This window comes from Phyllobacterium sp. 01N428 (genome assembly GCF_056399405.1).
This window is the reverse complement of record NZ_JBFTRH010000001.1, coordinates 760,849-777,233: the sequence shown is the minus strand read 5'-3', so window position 1 is coordinate 777,233 and position 16,385 is coordinate 760,849. Positions and strand designations below refer to the sequence as shown.

At 58.4% G+C, this 16,385-nt stretch carries 17 protein-coding genes; 10 read left to right on the top strand and 7 right to left on the bottom strand.

What is annotated here, in order from left to right; translation table 11 throughout:
* Positions 1-25: 25 nt before the first annotated feature.
* From AC1DNI_RS03715 to AC1DNI_RS03690, 6 genes are all read right to left on the bottom strand, one after another.
* The gene (locus AC1DNI_RS03715) at positions 26-715 is read right to left on the bottom strand and encodes a CpaD family pilus assembly protein (protein ID WP_091919896.1); all 690 of its coding nucleotides are present in this window, start codon (positions 713-715) and stop codon (positions 26-28) included.
* A gap of 14 nt (positions 716-729) precedes the next feature.
* The gene (locus tag AC1DNI_RS03710; protein WP_477691470.1) at positions 730-2,292 is read right to left on the bottom strand and encodes a type II and III secretion system protein family protein; all 1,563 of its coding nucleotides are present in this window, start codon (positions 2,290-2,292) and stop codon (positions 730-732) included.
* Between the two features lie 49 nt (positions 2,293-2,341).
* Positions 2,342-3,145 (bottom strand): Flp pilus assembly protein CpaB, encoded by an 804-nt coding sequence (gene cpaB / locus AC1DNI_RS03705; RefSeq protein ID WP_027230430.1) that lies wholly within the window; start codon positions 3,143-3,145, stop codon positions 2,342-2,344.
* 288 nt (positions 3,146-3,433) lie between these two features.
* Positions 3,434-3,871, bottom strand: a complete 438-nt coding sequence (locus AC1DNI_RS03700) for a VOC family protein (RefSeq protein WP_477690861.1) — start codon at positions 3,869-3,871, stop codon at positions 3,434-3,436.
* A 97-nt stretch (positions 3,872-3,968) separates the two neighbouring features.
* Positions 3,969-4,493 (bottom strand): A24 family peptidase, encoded by a 525-nt coding sequence (locus AC1DNI_RS03695; protein WP_477690860.1) that lies wholly within the window; start codon positions 4,491-4,493, stop codon positions 3,969-3,971.
* Between the two features lie 4 nt (positions 4,494-4,497).
* Positions 4,498-4,698 (bottom strand): Flp family type IVb pilin, encoded by a 201-nt coding sequence (locus tag AC1DNI_RS03690; protein ID WP_228017117.1) that lies wholly within the window; start codon positions 4,696-4,698, stop codon positions 4,498-4,500.
* A 279-nt stretch (positions 4,699-4,977) separates the two neighbouring features.
* Between AC1DNI_RS03690 and AC1DNI_RS03685 the strand changes: the two genes are divergently transcribed.
* The 10 genes from AC1DNI_RS03685 to recF all read left to right on the top strand — a co-directional run bounded on the left by AC1DNI_RS03685 (position 4,978) and on the right by recF (position 15,187).
* A complete protein-coding gene (locus AC1DNI_RS03685; RefSeq protein WP_477690859.1) occupies positions 4,978-5,418 on the top strand; it encodes a pilus assembly protein N-terminal domain-containing protein in 441 nt (146 codons plus the stop codon).
* Positions 5,419-5,544: 126 nt separating this feature from the next.
* The gene (locus AC1DNI_RS03680; RefSeq protein WP_477690858.1) at positions 5,545-6,162 is read left to right on the top strand and encodes a TadE/TadG family type IV pilus assembly protein; all 618 of its coding nucleotides are present in this window, start codon (positions 5,545-5,547) and stop codon (positions 6,160-6,162) included.
* Positions 6,163-6,197: 35 nt separating this feature from the next.
* Positions 6,198-6,815: a TadE/TadG family type IV pilus assembly protein gene (locus AC1DNI_RS03675; RefSeq protein ID WP_477690857.1), complete on the top strand. Its 618-nt coding sequence runs from the start codon at positions 6,198-6,200 to the stop codon at positions 6,813-6,815.
* Positions 6,816-6,893: 78 nt separating this feature from the next.
* On the top strand, positions 6,894-8,138 hold the full coding sequence (locus AC1DNI_RS03670; RefSeq protein ID WP_477690856.1) for a phosphopentomutase: 1,245 nt from the start codon (positions 6,894-6,896) through the stop codon (positions 8,136-8,138).
* On the top strand, positions 8,131-9,024 hold the full coding sequence (gene mutM, locus AC1DNI_RS03665) for a bifunctional DNA-formamidopyrimidine glycosylase/DNA-(apurinic or apyrimidinic site) lyase (protein ID WP_477690855.1): 894 nt from the start codon (positions 8,131-8,133) through the stop codon (positions 9,022-9,024). Before AC1DNI_RS03670 ends, mutM begins: the two co-directional genes overlap by 8 nt.
* Positions 9,025-9,043: 19 nt before the next feature.
* Positions 9,044-9,817: an enoyl-CoA hydratase gene (locus tag AC1DNI_RS03660; protein ID WP_477690854.1), complete on the top strand. Its 774-nt coding sequence runs from the start codon at positions 9,044-9,046 to the stop codon at positions 9,815-9,817.
* A 155-nt stretch (positions 9,818-9,972) separates the two neighbouring features.
* A complete protein-coding gene (rpsT, locus tag AC1DNI_RS03655; RefSeq protein ID WP_027230438.1) occupies positions 9,973-10,239 on the top strand; it encodes a 30S ribosomal protein S20 in 267 nt (88 codons plus the stop codon).
* A gap of 876 nt (positions 10,240-11,115) precedes the next feature.
* Positions 11,116-12,627: a chromosomal replication initiator protein DnaA gene (gene dnaA / locus AC1DNI_RS03650; protein ID WP_051614816.1), complete on the top strand. Its 1,512-nt coding sequence runs from the start codon at positions 11,116-11,118 to the stop codon at positions 12,625-12,627.
* Between the two features lie 179 nt (positions 12,628-12,806).
* The gene (gene dnaN / locus AC1DNI_RS03645) at positions 12,807-13,925 is read left to right on the top strand and encodes a DNA polymerase III subunit beta (protein ID WP_113279731.1); all 1,119 of its coding nucleotides are present in this window, start codon (positions 12,807-12,809) and stop codon (positions 13,923-13,925) included.
* Between the two features lie 113 nt (positions 13,926-14,038).
* On the top strand, positions 14,039-15,187 hold the full coding sequence (recF, locus tag AC1DNI_RS03640) for a DNA replication/repair protein RecF (protein ID WP_477690853.1): 1,149 nt from the start codon (positions 14,039-14,041) through the stop codon (positions 15,185-15,187).
* Positions 15,188-15,190: 3 nt separating this feature from the next.
* Here recF and AC1DNI_RS03635 read toward each other — a convergent pair whose 3' ends face one another.
* A complete protein-coding gene (locus tag AC1DNI_RS03635) occupies positions 15,191-16,354 on the bottom strand; it encodes an FUSC family protein (RefSeq protein WP_477690852.1) in 1,164 nt (387 codons plus the stop codon).
* Positions 16,355-16,385: the final 31 nt, after the last annotated feature.

The window sequence follows — 16,385 nt, the reverse complement described above, 5'->3', positions numbered from 1 at the left end:
CAGATTCCGCGTTTCAGGGAGTTGGTCACCACGAATAATCGACTTCTGCTGCGCTTGGCGTATGCGGCCTGTCGGACGGAACCCCGCGATAATCCTCGATCACGATGTTGCGGCGCTCCGCATCGATCGGCGAAGATGCCCGTGGTCCAAGAAGGTCGGCAGGGTTTGCAATCTGGGCGGCGAGATTATTCTGGCTGGCGCAGCCGAAATTCGCGTAGTGGCGATTATCGGCCGTCTCGAGCAAATCCTTCGGCCATTGACCGCAGGGGTGCGTGGAGGCCGTCATTGCCGAATAAGAAAGCCTGATCGGCGCTGAGTCCGAGGAGCCTGCGCTGTAGCGCTCACTGTTTATGTTGAACGGCTTGACCCCGCCCTTGCGCAGAACTGCGGCGATATCGTCGCGCAGGCCGGCCGCAGCGCGTTCGTTGGGCGAACCCGCCGGCAACAGGATGTGAACCATGCCGGAACCGTTGGCCCGATAATTGGCGATGACCTGTTCGACGATGCTTCGCTGCGTAATCGATAGTTTGCGGTCAGCATGGCCGACCGGAATATCGGCGACCTGCTCCTTCTCGGAGATGATTATCGGATGGTTGGTGCGATAGTCGTCCGGAATGCTCCCCGTCATCTCGCGTGGTGCGCAACCTGCAAGCAGGGTTACGGCGAGCAATGCAAGGACGGGCTTTATACGACGAATGGTGGTTGTGTCAGACATGTCCGCGTCCCTGCTTACTTGTAAATGTAACCGATGGTGCCTTCGTATCGACCTTCAGGCAGGCTGGCTTCCTTCGTGCCGTAGACACGATTGACCTTGCCGAGGAAGATGCCGGCGGCATCGCTGGCTGGATTGAGATTGTCGTCAGGCCTTGCAAGCGCTGTGCGGGCGACCGGACGCACCAGATAAGGCGTGATGATAATCACGAGTTCGCTCTCGTTGCGAATGAAGTCGCGGCTGCGGAACAAGGTCCCGAGGACTGGAATCTTGGAAATTCCAGGCAGTCCCGAGATCGCGGCGCGGTTGTCGTCGCGCATTAGGCCGGCGATCATCATCGAGCCGCCCGAGGGCAGTTCCACGGTGGTGTCGGCAAGACGTTTGCGCAGTGAGATGATGTTGGTGGCGAGGTTCTGGGCCTGGTTCTTGTTCGTCGTTCCGTTGTAGGTCGGATTGACGCCTGCACCGAGCGGGATCGATTGTTCAAGTGTCGGTTCGGAAACCGAGGTCCGTACCTTCAAGCTTATGCGTCCGGGTGAGAGGACGACGGGCAGGAACTCGAGGCCGATGCCGTATTCGATCTTGGTAAGCTGATACTGTGCACCCTGCGCATTCGAGGTTTGGCCGGTGATCATGTTGTATTCGCCGCCGACCTTGAACGTCGCCTGTTCGCCCGAGATGGCGGTCAAGGACGGTTCTGCGAGCGTCTTCATGACCCCCGCCACTTCCATGGCATTCAGGTAGGAATCGATGGTTGCGCTGCCGATCGATATCGGCACGGTAACGCCGGACGTTGTCAGGCTTTTGCCGGCCAGCGATGCGATGTTGGTCGAGCTGAAGAATATCCCGTCCGACTTGGTCTTGCCGACGAGATTGACACCAAGCTGCTTCATTACCGTGCGGCTGACTTCAGCCACTGTTACCTTCAAGGTAACCTGGTCGTCGCCGGCAATTTGAATGAGATTGACGATCTTGCTTTTCTGGCGCGCCTCGTCCGGGTCGCTGATGGCAACGTCCGACCCGCCGCCGCCATTGGTGCCGCCCTGGCCGGAGGCGGTGATCGCATATTGTCCCGTCGTTGCTTCACCGCCGGAAACGAGAAGGTTGGCGAGATCGCTTGCCCGCTTGGCGTCGAGCGGCGTTTGAACCGTTCCGGTGAGGATGACGTTGTCGTTCATCAACTCGACCTTGATGTCGGAGTCGGGAATATATTTCCGCAGGCTTTCCTCTAGCCCCGCAACATCGCGTTCGATGACGAGATCGAAGCTTGCGAGCTGCTCGCCATTCGGGCCAAAGACGAAGATGTTGGTCTGCCCGACCATCTTGCCGAAAAGGTATATCCGCCGCGCCGTACGGGTGACGGCATCGGCAACGGACGGATTGGCCACGAGAATGTCATAGGCATCCGCCGGCAGATCGATGACGAGCGACTTGCTCAGTCCGAGATTGATCCGCTTGCCAGCGGTCTGGCTGTGGTTGAGCCTTACGACAGCGTCTTCCGCAGCCGCCGTATTCTGCAAGGGCAGAACGGCGATGCTGCAGCCGAGCAGCACGCGGGCCGCCTTCATCAGCGGCGACATAGGGGATGCGCATTTGAGCTGCATGATGTTGATTTCGTGCCCCATTTTTTTATTTCCGCCCCATGACTTCGACCATGGTTCCAGACTTGATCAGTTTCACATTGCCGCTACGGCCCGGCGAATTGACGAGATATTCGGCGCCGGGTCCGGTCTGTTCCTGGGCGTCCTGAACCGAGCGGAGAACGAGCGACAGGCGCGCCGCCATCTGTTGCGCGACGGTGATGACTTCCGCCTGTTCCGGCGTCAGCTCGAGCGTTGCGGTGGACCCCAGCTTCGTCTTTTCACCGTTCTCGTCTTCTTGGATCGTCTGATCGATCGCCAGCACGCGAATGTTGCGAAGGACGGTTTCCGTAATGTATTGCTTCGCCTGGCCCTGTGTTTCGATCTCGTGGACCATGATGACATCGACATAGTCATCGGGAAGAATGAAGCCGCCCGCCGACGTCTCGGAGGCAATCTGCGTCGCCACAGCGCGCATACCGGCCGGGAGCTGCGCCGACATAAAGCTCTGACCCTTGCCAATGAGCTTTGCTTCACGAACCGGTTCGCCCGTGAATATGCGCAGTCGAACCGTGGAGCCCTTGAGTTCCTCGACGGCGTTCGGACGGTCGGCACGCTTGATATATCCGTCGGCAAGGGCATCGACCGGCCAAGGCTGCCAGCGCAGCTGGCCGTTCAGTTCCGTGCCGACGCCGAGATTGTCCGTGGCAACGAGAATATCCTGCAATTTCATCTGTGGTTGGGGTGCTGACTGCACGACGGTAACGTCGGGCTTCATCTGCGTCGCGATATAGCCCGCGGCGCCCGCGGCAGCGACCGCGACGGTCAAAATGACAAGTCGTGCTCTTTGCATTCAATGCACCCCGTTAGACTTTTGTCTAAGATTACCCACGGTTGCACTTTGACTTGCCAATCGTGTAATTATGGTTAACGCATTGCTTAAATCTATGCTTAACGGCGTTTAACCGTTAGACTTTCGATCTATGAATACTCAGCGGGTCAATTTGAGAACGTCAGTAGCTGGTCCGACGCAGCAGAACGTCGCGCATGGCGACATGGATCATGGCTTCTGAAACGTCGATGCGGGCCGCGTGGCTATCGTCATCCAGCCCGCTCCTCACGGTCTTATTTGTATCGCCGTTCAGCTTAGTTCTTGGGCAAGCCCGATGAGAAGCCCTTCAGGCCCGCGAATGTAGCAGAGCCGATACGCGTCTTTATACTGGACCACTTCGCCGACGAGTTGCGCGCCGTGGGCACTCAGTCTTTCAAGCGTCTCGTCGACGTCGTCCACGGTAAACATGGCGCGCAGGTAGCCCAGCGCGTTGACCGGCGCTTTCCGGTGATCTGCGACGACGGGCGGTGAAATGAAGCGCGAGAGCTCGAGCCGGCTGTGACCGTCCGGCGTGCGCATCATGGCAATCTCGACGTGCTGATCGCCCAGTCCGGTGACGCGTCCGGCCCATTCTCCTTCGATCGTCGCCCGCCCTTCGAGTTCGAGGCCAAGGTCGCGAAAGAAATCGATCGTCGCTTCGAGGTCTTCGACGACGATTCCGACATTGTCCATCCGCTTTAGCGCCATGTTCAAATCTCCAGGGTGTCGTTCCAATCTACAAGGTGACGCCTGGTCTAACAATGCACGCTCGGTTTGTATCCAAGAAAGACCCCTGATAGGTCAATCAGAGGTGGGCCAGGCGATCGATAACCCATTGGCACAGGGGAGAGCTTGGAAATGCAAGGAGGCCGGCGCCGCCAAGGGCGATGCCATAGGGGACGCCCTCTTCCTTGCGCGCGAGCCGCCGCATGAACTCGATCCGGTCCGCATACATTATTGCAGCATGGGAATTGCGGTAGTTGAGAATTGCGAGGGTAAGCAGGCCGCCCAGCACAGACATCATCAACAAATATTCGGCAAGGCCCATGTTCCAGCCGAGCCAAAGCGCCGTCGCCGACATCAGCTTGGCGTCGCCGCCGCCCATTGTGCCGGTCGCGAAAAGGCCGAATGTTACCGTGAGAACCGCAGCGCCCGCGGCAAAATGCATTGCATAGGCTTCCCAGCCCATGCCGGTCAGCGGCGCCAAAATCACAAACGAAACGACAAGGATGAGCGAAACGCGATTTTGAATTGTCATCGACAGGAGATCGGAGATCCCCGCAAAGGCCATTGCAAATGGAAAGATGACAAGGATGGCGGCTTCAATCATGACCTTACCTGTTTGGCGCCTGGGCAACCTTGTCTGCAAGGGAGCCGTAAAGGGTTTGTACCGATGATCCCAGCACGTTCGCGCCGGCCAGAATGGCGATACTTAGGATCGAAGCGATAAGCGTATATTCAATAGCCGTAGCGCCGCACCGGTTGTGCAGGAAGCGAGCGAACACGTCGAGGATCGCATTCATCGTGCCTGTCATCTGGAATGTCCTCGCTCGTACCACTGGTTGCGCTTGATCGAACGCTAGTGGCAGCGAATTTCATTCATCTTAAGGAACACCGTTACAAAATAGTAAAGCTTTGGCAACTCGAAATAGAGGTGACTAAAAGGTAAATCGTATAGTTAGATTTTGCATAAAATTTTATCGTTTGTACGTTGTCTCGCGCCGTTATGATTAACAAAAGCTTTGCGGGTTTAAGCTTTCCTTCACCAATCCACGCCATGTTTGAGAAGCATTCGTTTCGAGGGGCTCTTATCCATGGTCGGCACTAAATTCCACACTGTTTCTGCGTACGGATTGACCATCGCCTTGGCGCTTGTCGCCCTTGCGCTCGCCCCCGCCCCGGCGAGCGCCGATACGGGCATCCATGTGATCATGAACCAGGCAAGAATATTGAGGCTCGCGCGCCCGGCGGATACGGTCGTCGTCGGCGATCCCGCCATTGCCGATGCGGTCGTCAAGGATGCACGCACCGTAATTTTGACGGGGAAAGGCTTCGGCATGACCAATATTGTCATTCTGGACGCCGATGGCAGCCCGATTGTCGATGATCAGGTCATGGTGAGCCGCAGCGTTGCCAACACGACGCGCGTCTATCGGCGTGCTTTCGTGCAGACACTTTCCTGTACGCCCTATTGCGAAACGGCCCAGAAGACGACTGCCGAAACCGAATCCGATCAAAAGATCGGCGGCAACTGAGCTGGCGCTACTCACGGTTGAAAAATCGTGAAGGAATTTACTGCAATTTCCACCGCGGTTCGAACGGGATTCTAACTTCTGAATGCTAGGAATTTTCTTGCCTTAAGTGGTCGGGGAATTCCATCCATGTTCTACAACGATAAAAACAATCAATCGCATGAAGGTGTCGCGGCAGCCTCTGCAGCTCAATACGGCACAGGGCGCGTCAGGCAAAGCCGTCTCGTGGCCCTGCTTGCCCGCTTCAGGCGCAACCGACGCGGCACGGTTGCCATCGAATTCGCGATGATCGCGCTGCCATTCTTCCTGCTGATCTTCGTCATATTCGAAGTAGGAATGACCTTCATGGCGCAGCAGGTCATGGCAAACGCTACCGATGAAATCGCAAGGCGCTTGCGTACCGGCGAGTTAAGGGCAGCAAATATCTCGGGGAACCAGCTGCGCGATCGCATTTGCGCAAAGCTTATCCTGCCCGAAGCCGGCTGCGCCAACCTCGTCGTGGACCTGAAGACCTATGCGAACTTCACCAACGTTCCTGTCACCATCCCGCTAAGGCCGAATGGAGACGTCGATTCGACGGGTTTCAAGAACAATGTAGGCGGCGCGGGCACGATCAACCAGCTGCGCGTTTTCTATCGCTGGCCAATCCTCACCAATCTCATGCGCAATCGTATCGAGACAATCGACGGAACGGGGAGGACCCTGCTGTTCTCTACCGCGACCTGGAGAAACGAACCGTTCGTCTGATGCTCAATTCCGGCATAGCTTCGAAAGTGTGACGCATGAACAACCAAAAACAACAAAAGACCGCCAAACATCTGGCCCTCCTGGCGAAGCGCTTTATCGGCGACAAGCGAGGCGTCGCAGCGCTTGAATTCGCACTCATTGCCCCCGTCCTCATCCTGCTCTACCTCGGCACGGTCGAAACGACCGAGGGGATAAACGTCAACAAGGACCTCGGCCGGGCGGCGACGATGGTGGCCGACCTCGTCACGCAACAAACGACTGTGACGACTGCCCAGCTCGGCGACATCATGAAGATCGGGCAGGCGACGGTGCTGCCCTATCGCCGGGATACGCCGCAGATCACAATAACCTCCATCGATATATCCGCGGCCGGCAATGCGACCGTGCTCTGGTCGCGGCGGGTGGTAAATGGCACCGAGTCAAGGCCGTTCAACGCCGGCAGCGCCGCCACGCTCGACGCCAATCTGCGCATCCCCAGCACCACCGTGGTCCAGGTGAAGGCCGAACTTGCCTATGTGCCGATCATCCCCTGGACGATCACCGGACAAACGAACACCGCCGCCGGTGCTTCGGTTATCGGAATTCACATGTCGAAGAACACCTATGGCCGCATCCGGCAGGGTTCAAACGCGGTTACCTGCACCAACTGCTGAGGACGCTCCGCCACCATTGATTTGTCACGGCGCGCTGTTTGACCTATCTGTGATGTCTGATTTTACTCGGAGTATCGCATGGCTCGCGCTTTCCTTTTCGTTCTCGACTCCTTCGGCATCGGCGGCGCACCGGATGCCAAGGCTTTCGGCGACGAAGGTTCAAATACGTTTGCGCACATCGTCGAACGATGTGCCGCCGGCGAGGCCGACAAGGAAGGCCTGCGCCAGGGTCCTCTGCTTGTTCCCAATATGAGTTCGCTCGGCCTCTTCCACGCCGCCAATATCGCCTCGACTTTTCCGGTATCATCGCGGGCCCCTGCCCCGGTCGGTTTGTGGGGGGCGGCCGAAGAAACATCGAAGGGAAAGGATACCCCTTCCGGTCACTGGGAAATTGCAGGCGTTCCGGTGGCGTTCGATTGGGGCTATTTTCCCCAGACGGTTCCGACATTCCCCGAAACCTTAATCGCCGACACGGTTCGGCTTGCACAGCTTCCAGGCATCCTCGGTAACAAACACGCCTCGGGAACTGACGTGATCGAGGAACTGGGCGAAGAACACATCCGCACGGGCATGCCCATCTTCTATACGTCTACTGATTCTGTGGTCCAGATTGCCGCGCATGAGACGCATTTCGGACTGGAACGTTTGTACAAGCTTTGCGAAACCGTTCGCGAGCTGGTCGATCCGCTGAATATTGGCCGCGTTATTGCCCGGCCATTCATCGGTGAGGCGAAGGAAACATTCGAGCGCACCGGCAATCGCCGCGATTATTCCGTTCCGCCACCTGAGGCGACGCTGCTGGACCGCCTTACCGATGCCGGCCGCATGGTCATCGCCATCGGCAAGATCGGCGACATCTATGCGCATAAGGGCGTTGGTCAGGTGCGCAAGGCCAACGGCAACATGGCGCTCTTCGACGAAACCCTGGTCGCGATGGACGACGCACAGGATGGCGACCTCGTGTTTACCAATTTTGTCGATTTCGACATGCTCTACGGCCACCGGCGCGATGTCGCGGGCTATGCGGCAGCGATCGAGGCCTTCGACATGCGCCTTCCCGAGGCCATCGCAAAGCTGCGTCCCGGCGATCTTATGATTCTTACCGCCGATCATGGCTGCGACCCGACCTATAAGGGCACGGACCACACGCGCGAACGGGTTCCGGTGCTTTGCTACGGTCCGGACCTGCCCAAAGGCTCGTTCGGCGTACGCCCGACCTTCGCTGATATTGGCGAGACGGTCGCCGCCCATCTCGGCATTGCCCCCGGCCTCCACGGCAAGAGCTTCCTCAAGGGCACGGGAGAGCGCAGCCCAGATGCCTGAACTACCTGAGGTTGAAACCGTCCGGCGCGGTCTCCAGCCCGTCATGGAGGGCGCGACCATACTTGCCGTGGAGCAGCGGCGTCCCGACCTGCGCTTTCCCTTCCCCGAGCGCTTCGCCGAGCGTTTGACGGGCCGGCGCATCGAAGCGCTCGAACGGCGCGCCAAATATCTCATCCTTCATCTCGATAACGGTCTCGGCGTCATCAGCCACCTTGGCATGTCGGGATCCTATCGCATCGAGCAAGGCGAAGCGGCGGAAACGCCCGGCGATTTTGCCCATGAGCGCTCGAAGAACGCGCTGCACGACCACGTCGTGCTGCAGCTCGGTGCCAAGGATGGCAAGACGAGCCGTGTCGTTTATAATGACCCGCGGCGCTTTGGCTTCATGCTCTTTGCCGAGCCCGGCGAACTCAACAACCATCCGCTGATCAAGGGCCTTGGCACCGAACCGACGGGCAACCGCCTCGACGGCGCCTTGCTGGCGAAGCTCTTTCACAAGAAGGCGGCGCCCTTGAAGGCGGCACTTCTCGACCAGAGGTTGATAGCCGGGCTTGGCAACATCTATGTATGCGAAGCGCTGTGGCGCGCGGAACTCTCGCCATTGCGGCCGGCAGGGAGCATTTCCGGCACGGATGGCGCGCCGACCGATGATGCAAAACGACTCGCGACAGCAATCCGGGCTGTCATCGTTGACGCGATCAAGGCCGGCGGATCGAGCCTCAAGGATTACCGGCAAGCCGATGGCGAACTTGGCTATTTCCAGCATTCGTTCTCGGTCTATGACCGTGAAGGCGCCCCGTGCCCACGCAAGGGTTGCAGTGGCACGGTGTCGCGTATTGTCCAAAGCGGGCGCTCGACCTTCTATTGCCCCGTGTGCCAGCATTAGCGATTGAGGAGGATCAACCATGACCTATGAAAACATCATCGTCGAGACGCGCGAAAAGGTGGGCTTCATCCAGCTCAATCGTCCGCAAGCGCTCAATGCGTTGAATTCGGCGCTGCTCGCGGACCTTGCAGGCGCACTTGAAGCGTTCGACAAGGACAACGATATCGGCGCGATCGTCATCACCGGATCCGAAAAGGCTTTTGCCGCCGGCGCCGACATCAAGGAAATGCAGACGCTTGCATTCGCCGACGCCTATCTCGGCGACTATTTCAGCGAGTGGGAGCGCGTGACCCGGCTGCGCAAGCCGTTGATTGCTGCGGTCGCTGGCTATGCACTTGGCGGAGGCTGCGAACTCGCCATGATGTGCGACTTCATAATCGCCGCCGACACCGCGAAATTCGGCCAGCCCGAGATCACTCTCGGCGTAATGCCGGGAATGGGGGGATCGCAGCGCCTCACCCGTTCGGTCGGCAAGTCGAAGGCAATGGACCTGTGCCTGACCGGGCGCATGATGGATGCGGCCGAGGCCGAGCGTTGCGGCCTGGTATCCCGGGTGGTTCCTGCGGCAGACCTTGTGGCCGAGGCCGTCAAGGCGGCCGCGAAGATTGCCTCCTTCTCGCTGCCCGTCGTGATGATGACCAAGGAGACCGTCAACCGCGCCTATGAAACGACGCTCTCGGAAGGCTTGCGCTTCGAGCGCCGGGTGTTCCACTCGATGTTTGCGCTCGAGGACCAGAAGGAAGGCATGGCGGCCTTTGCCGAAAAGCGGCCGCCGTCCTTTAAAAATCGCTGAACGAAAATATCCCCGAATTCATCAGCGATTCCAAGTTGACGCAAAAGCAAACGTCATCTATAAGCCCCCCAACGTTCGGTGGCCCCTCGGCCACCCTATTATTTTGTGACGGCTGCTTTCAGGCTGCCGATTAGCTGACAGAAAAGAGAGGCATCATGGCCAACACTCCTTCGGCCAAGAAAGCGGCGCGCAAGATCGAAGCCCGCACCGAAGTCAACAAATCCCGCCGTTCGCGCGTGCGCACCTTCCTGCGCAAGTTCGAAGATGCGGTTGCAAGCGGCGACCAGGCGGCTGCCGCCATCGCCTTCCAGGCTGTCGAGCCGGAAGTCATGCGCGCTGCCTCGAAGGGCGTCCTTCACAAGAATACTGCCTCGCGCAAAGTATCTCGCCTCTCGGCTCGCCTGAAGGGCATGTCTGCTTAATCAGACCTTCATATTTATATTTGAAAACCCGGCATCTATTTAGCCGGGTTTTTTTATTTGGGCCTGATTCTGGGAATAAATTCGTTACCCGGGGAAAAGATTGTGGCTTATCAAAACCATGACATCTGGTGGTCACAAATCGATTAGGACAAAAAGCGTCAATCATCAATTTGTGTGTTTTTTCAACGAGTTATAAAAGGTAGTAATTATAACTCGGGACCGTCCGGTGGAATCTCCGACCACACCCGCTGTCAAGCGTAAATTTATAAATTTTTTTTCTGTGTGTCTGGTCGCAGTGCAACAAAATCTGAGCCTCAAAAAAAGCCTTGAATCCGAACGGTTTTTCCAAGTTGAGCCGGGGACACTTAAAAAAAATCAAATTCCATTAACCTTTTATTCATCAAAAAACCCTTGGGCCGGACTTGCTCTTCCTGCAAAGGTTTTTGTAAGGTCCAAGACATCGAAGGGGTGGGCAAAACCCATTTAACAGGCTTATTAAATAGTGGGTTCGGGCGCAGATTTGACCGTTTGCGTAACGAGTGGTTTTTGTCAGTACTCAGCCCATCGGGGTTGGGTTGTTTCATAAATCGAGCGGGTTGGCGACGCTGGCGTGAGCCGGGCGTAAGGCTTGACGCGCCTAACGAGAGGGATGCGAACGTGGTTGTGACAGATATTCTGAACAAGTCTTATTCAGTACAACACTGCGTGATCGCCAAATCCTCAATCTGTTAGTTACGGCATTAACCAGACGGGCCACTGGGGCGGCTCGTCGGTCATCACTGCCTGACGGTGATACGTCGGCAAATATAAAACACGGGCGTCTCTACGACCCGAATGAAATACCAGGATGAGGCGATGACAATGACCAGCGGAATAATGGAAAACGGCACAAATGCCATGGTCCCGCTCCATGTGGATGAGGGGAAAGACATGGCTTCGGCCGGCAGCGAAATGATATTCGAGCGTGTCAAAAGCAAGCTCAAGGCGAAACTCGGCAGCGAGGTCTATTCGAGCTGGTTCGGCCGCTTGAAACTCGACGAAACGTCGAAGAGCATCGTCCGGCTGTCCGTGCCGACCGCCTTCCTGCGCTCGTGGATCAACAATCATTATTCCGACATGATCACCGCGCTCTGGCGCGAGGAAGAAGAGCAGGTTCTGAAGGTCGAGATCGTCTTCCGCAGCGCCAGCCGTGCCATCCGGCCGATCTGTGACGCCGAGGCACCCCAGCGTGCCGAGACCCGTGCGCTGGCCCGTGAGAAGCCGGTGTTCCCGGTCGGCACCACCTCGCAGGAAAAGAAGGCTCCAGCGCATTTCGCCGATCGCTCGCAGAACTCGGTTTTCGGCTCGCCGCTTGATCCGCGCTATACGTTCGAGACATTCGTCGACGGTACGCCAAACCGCGTGGCGCTTGCTGCCGCGCGCACCATCGCCGATGCCGGCGCCAGCGCCGTCCGCTTCAATCCGCTGTTCATCCATGCGTCAGTCGGGCTCGGCAAGACCCATCTCCTGCAGGCTATCGCCGCAGAGGCGCTGAAGCGCCCGGAGCGCGCCCGCGTCGTCTATCTCACCGCCGAATATTTCATGTGGCGCTTTGCGACAGCAATCCGCGACAACAATGCGTTGTCTTTCAAGGAACAGCTTCGCGATATCGACCTTCTGATCATCGACGACATGCAGTTCCTGCAGGGTAAGTCGATCCAGCACGAATTCTGCCACCTGATCAATACGCTGCTCGACAGTGCCAAGCAGGTCGTCGTTGCTGCCGACCGTCCGCCTTCCGAGCTTGAATCGCTCGATGCACGCGTGCGTTCACGGCTGCAGGGCGGCGTTGCCCTGGAAATGATTTCGCCGGACTATGCGATGCGTCTCGAAATCCTCAAGCGGCGTCTCGCTGCTGCCCAGCTCGAAGATCATTCGCTGGATATTTCCATGGAAATTCTCGACCACGTCGCCCAGTCCGTGACCGGCAGCGGCCGCGAACTTGAAGGCGCGTTCAACCAGTTGCTGTTCCGCCAGACGTTCGAACCGAACCTTTCCGTCGACCGCGTTGATGAACTCCTCAGCCATCTCATGCGGGGCGGCGATGCCAAGCGCATCCGCATCGAGGAAATCCAGCGCATCGTCGCTCGCCACTACAACGTATCGAAGCAGGACCTCTTGTCGAACCGGCGTACACGCACGATCGTCAAGCCGCGCCAGATCGCCATGTACCTCGCCAAAATGCTGACGCCGCGTTCCCTGCCGGAAATCGGCCGTCGTTTCGGCGGTCGCGATCACACCACTGTCCTTCATGCCGTGCGCAAGATCGAGGACATCGTCGGCAAGGACCAGAAACTCTCGCAGGAACTCGAACTGTTGAAGCGCCTGATCAACGAACAGGCCCAATAGGACACATCTTATCAACAGAAAGCCTGTGGTATGGTACGCTGATGCCTGCCGCAGGCTTGCTTTTTAAGGCGAAGTTCTGCCAATTTGCTTGACCCTGGGGAATAAGCACCCCGCACCGGAGGAGGATTGCAGATACGCCGCCCTCCTGCCGGAATAGAAGTCAGCGAGACCGGTTTATCATGCGTGTAACTCTTGAACGTTCCAACCTTCTGAAGTCGCTCAATCATGTCCACCGCGTGGTCGAACGGCGCAATACCATTCCGATCCTGTCGAATGTCCTGCTCAATGCCGACGGCGCCAGCCTCGCCTTGAAGGCTACCGATCTCGATCTCGAAGTGACGGAAGCAACAAGCGCGCAAATCGAGCAATCCGGTGCGACGACTGTTCCGGCCCACCTCCTCTACGACATTGTCCGTAAGTTGCCGGACGGTGCCGAGGTGATGCTGGCCACCAATACGGATGGCAATTCCATGGCCGTCACGTCCGGCCGCTCGAACTTCCGCCTGCAGTGCCTGCCACAGTCCGACTTTCCGGAGCTGACCGCTGGCTCGTTCAGCCACACCTTCCGCATGCCGTCGAGCGCGCTGAAAAGCCTTATCGAGCGCACGCAATTTGCCATCTCCACCGAAGAGACGCGATATTATCTCAACGGCATCTATTTTCATGCCATCGAGAGCGACGGCAAGCTGAAGCTGCGCGCTGTCGCCACCGACGGCCATCGCCTTGCCCGCGCCGAACTCGAAGCGCCCGCCGGGGCCGAGGGCATGCCGGGGATCATCATCCCGCGCAAGACCGTCGCTGAATTGCAGAAGCTCGTCGACGATCCGGATATTACCGTGACGGTCGAACTCTCCGAAACCAAGATCCGCTTCACCATAGGATCGGTCGTCCTTACCTCGAAGCTCATCGACGGTACGTTCCCCGACTATCAGCGCGTCATCCCCTCGGGTAATGACAAGAAGCTGTCGATCGACAGGCAAAGCTTTGCTTCGGCTGTCGACCGTGTCTCGACGATCTCGAGCGAGCGTGGCCGTGCCGTAAAGCTCACCATCGGCGATGGGCTGCTGACGCTGACCGTCAACAACCCGGACTCCGGCAGTGCGACCGATGAGATTGCAGCAGATTACGACGCCGATCCGATCGAGATCGGCTTCAATGCCAAGTACCTTCTCGATATTACCGCGCAGTTGACCGGTACGGAGGCAGTGTTCATGCTGGCCGATGCGGGTTCGCCGACACTGGTGCGCGATACGGGCGATGAAAATGCGCTCTATGTCCTCATGCCGATGCGGGTTTAGGGCGATCGCCGCAGCATCCAATGGGTGATCTTGTCATAGTCCCATCACCCCCTTCTGCGGGGAAACGCAGTCGGGGGTCGAGCGGCCTTCTAGGGGGCATACAGTAGGCCTCCATGGAAAATAGTCTCGCACCTGCCCGCGTTTCGATCAGCCGGCTGAAGCTTGCCAATTTCCGCAATTATGAAAGCCTCTCGCTGCGGCTCGGGCCATCGCATGTGGTGTTGACGGGTGAAAACGGTGCGGGGAAAACCAATCTACTCGAAGCAATTTCGTTTCTTTCGCCTGGTCGTGGATTGCGGCGCGCCGTTTATACGGATGTAACCCGCAACGGAGCGCCTGACGGTTTTGCCATCCATGCCGCCATTGAGACGGAGGAAGGCTCGGTCGATGTCGGAACCGGCCTTGCCGGCAATGCGCCGGGCGAAAGCGGACGGCGCGTCCGCGTCAACGGTGTCACCGCCGCAAGCGCCGATGAACTTCTCGACTACGCGCGTATCCTCTGGCTCGTTCCGGCGATGGACGGCCTCTTTACTGGCCCTTCCGCCGACAGGCGTCGTTTTCTCGACCGCATGGTTCTCGCCATCGACCCCGCCCACGGCAAGCGCGTTCTCGATTATGAAAAGGCGATGCGCAGCCGTAATCGACTGCTTACCGAAGAGCGTGCCGACGACGCCTGGCTCGATGCAATAGAGACGCCGATGGCCGAACTCGGCATAGCGATTGCCGCAGCGCGCGCCGAACTGATGCGTCTGATCAATGACATGATCGAACGTTCGCCCGACGGCAGTCCCTTCCCCAAGGCCGATTGCCTCATCGAGGGCACACTTGAGCAGCGCATCGGCATCGAGGCGGCAACGGACGTGGAGGAGATCTTCAGGCGAGCGCTTCGTGATGGCAGAAGCCGCGACCGCGCTGCCGGGCGCACGCTCGACGGGCCGCACCGCTCCGATCTCCTCGTCCGCCACCGGCCAAAAGCGATGCCCGCTGAGCTATGCTCGACAGGTGAGCAGAAGGCGCTGCTGATCGGTCTTATCCTTGCGCATGCGCGGCTGACCGGAAAGCTTGCCGGCATGGCGCCCATCCTGCTGCTCGATGAAATAGCCGCGCATCTCGACGAGGGCCGCCGGGCCGCCCTGTTCGACATTATCGAGGAACTTGGCGGCCAGGCATTCATGACTGGCACGGACACTTCGCTGTTCGACAGCCTTCGCGGACGGGCGCAATTCTTCAACGTGTCGCATGGGGCAGTCGCGCCGAATTGATCGCTATTCCCTCGGCATGTTGTCGGGTTCGGTCGCCATTCCAACTTTCGGCGGCGATTTATCAGCGAAAAGCAGATGCCAGGCGAGCAGAACTGGTTCGAGGATTACGATACCGAGCAAAATTCCAGCCAGGCGGTTCAAACCCGGCTCTGGCGCGGCATTCACGTAGTTGTCGGGAACGAGAACGACAAGGAAAGCAAGCGCGAACTGGATGCCGATATAGCTCGTCGCCGGATTGCCGTTCTCGACGTGCCGTCCGATGATCACGGCAACGCAAAGGGCAAGCGTCATCAGCAACGGCGAGTGATGGCTGCTCAACAGTACAGCGATGGCAAGCACGCCGCCGGCGGCGCAACCGACAAAGCGCATCGCAATCTTCGAGCTGACCGGGTTCAATACGCTTGATTCAAGCGTTGCCACGGGCAACAGCATGACGGCCATGATGGTTACGCTCGACTGGCTGAGCGAGGCAAAGCCGGTCCACCGCCAGATGAACGGAATGAACGCCAGCGCGATCCCGGCCTGGAGCGCGTGGAGCGCAGCGCCCTTGTGCCAAAGCGTTGCAGCCGGCGTCGACAGGTGTGTCGCAGTCTTCGGCTCGTCTCGCCGCAGCGCCCGGCGAATGGTCAAATTGGACAAGGCGCTGACAATGATGCAGGCAAATGTGCCTGCAAGGATTTCGACGATGCGCGACCGGGCAAAGGGAAAGACCGAGCTCGCGGGCTGCATCATGCCTTCGATCAGGATCATGCAGAAGGTAAGTCCCGTGAAAAGCCAGGCATAGCTGCGCCGGCTGACAAGCGCGAAATAGAGCGTCGTTGACCCGATCAGCGCCAAAGCCATGGCGAGCGGAAAGGGTTTGTCGGCGATTAGCGGCGCGAGGATAAGCGCAACGATCGCGCCTGCTATCGTTCCCGTAATCCGCAGCGTCCCGCGCATGACACTTTCCGACAGCCGCGAGCGCATGACGGCATAGCCGCTGAATGCCGCCCATCCGACATATTGCGCCCCAAGCGCATGGGCGAAGACAATTGCAAGCAACACCGACAGGACGCATTCAAGCTCGTCGACGAGCCGGGGCCCCGGGCGGCCGACTGAACGGAGTTCATCCGTGATCGCCTTCCAAAGGCTGCGACAGACACCGAAGAGATGCCGAATGAAGTTCATGAGGGTGTTTTAGAGTTTTGCGCACTTAAAT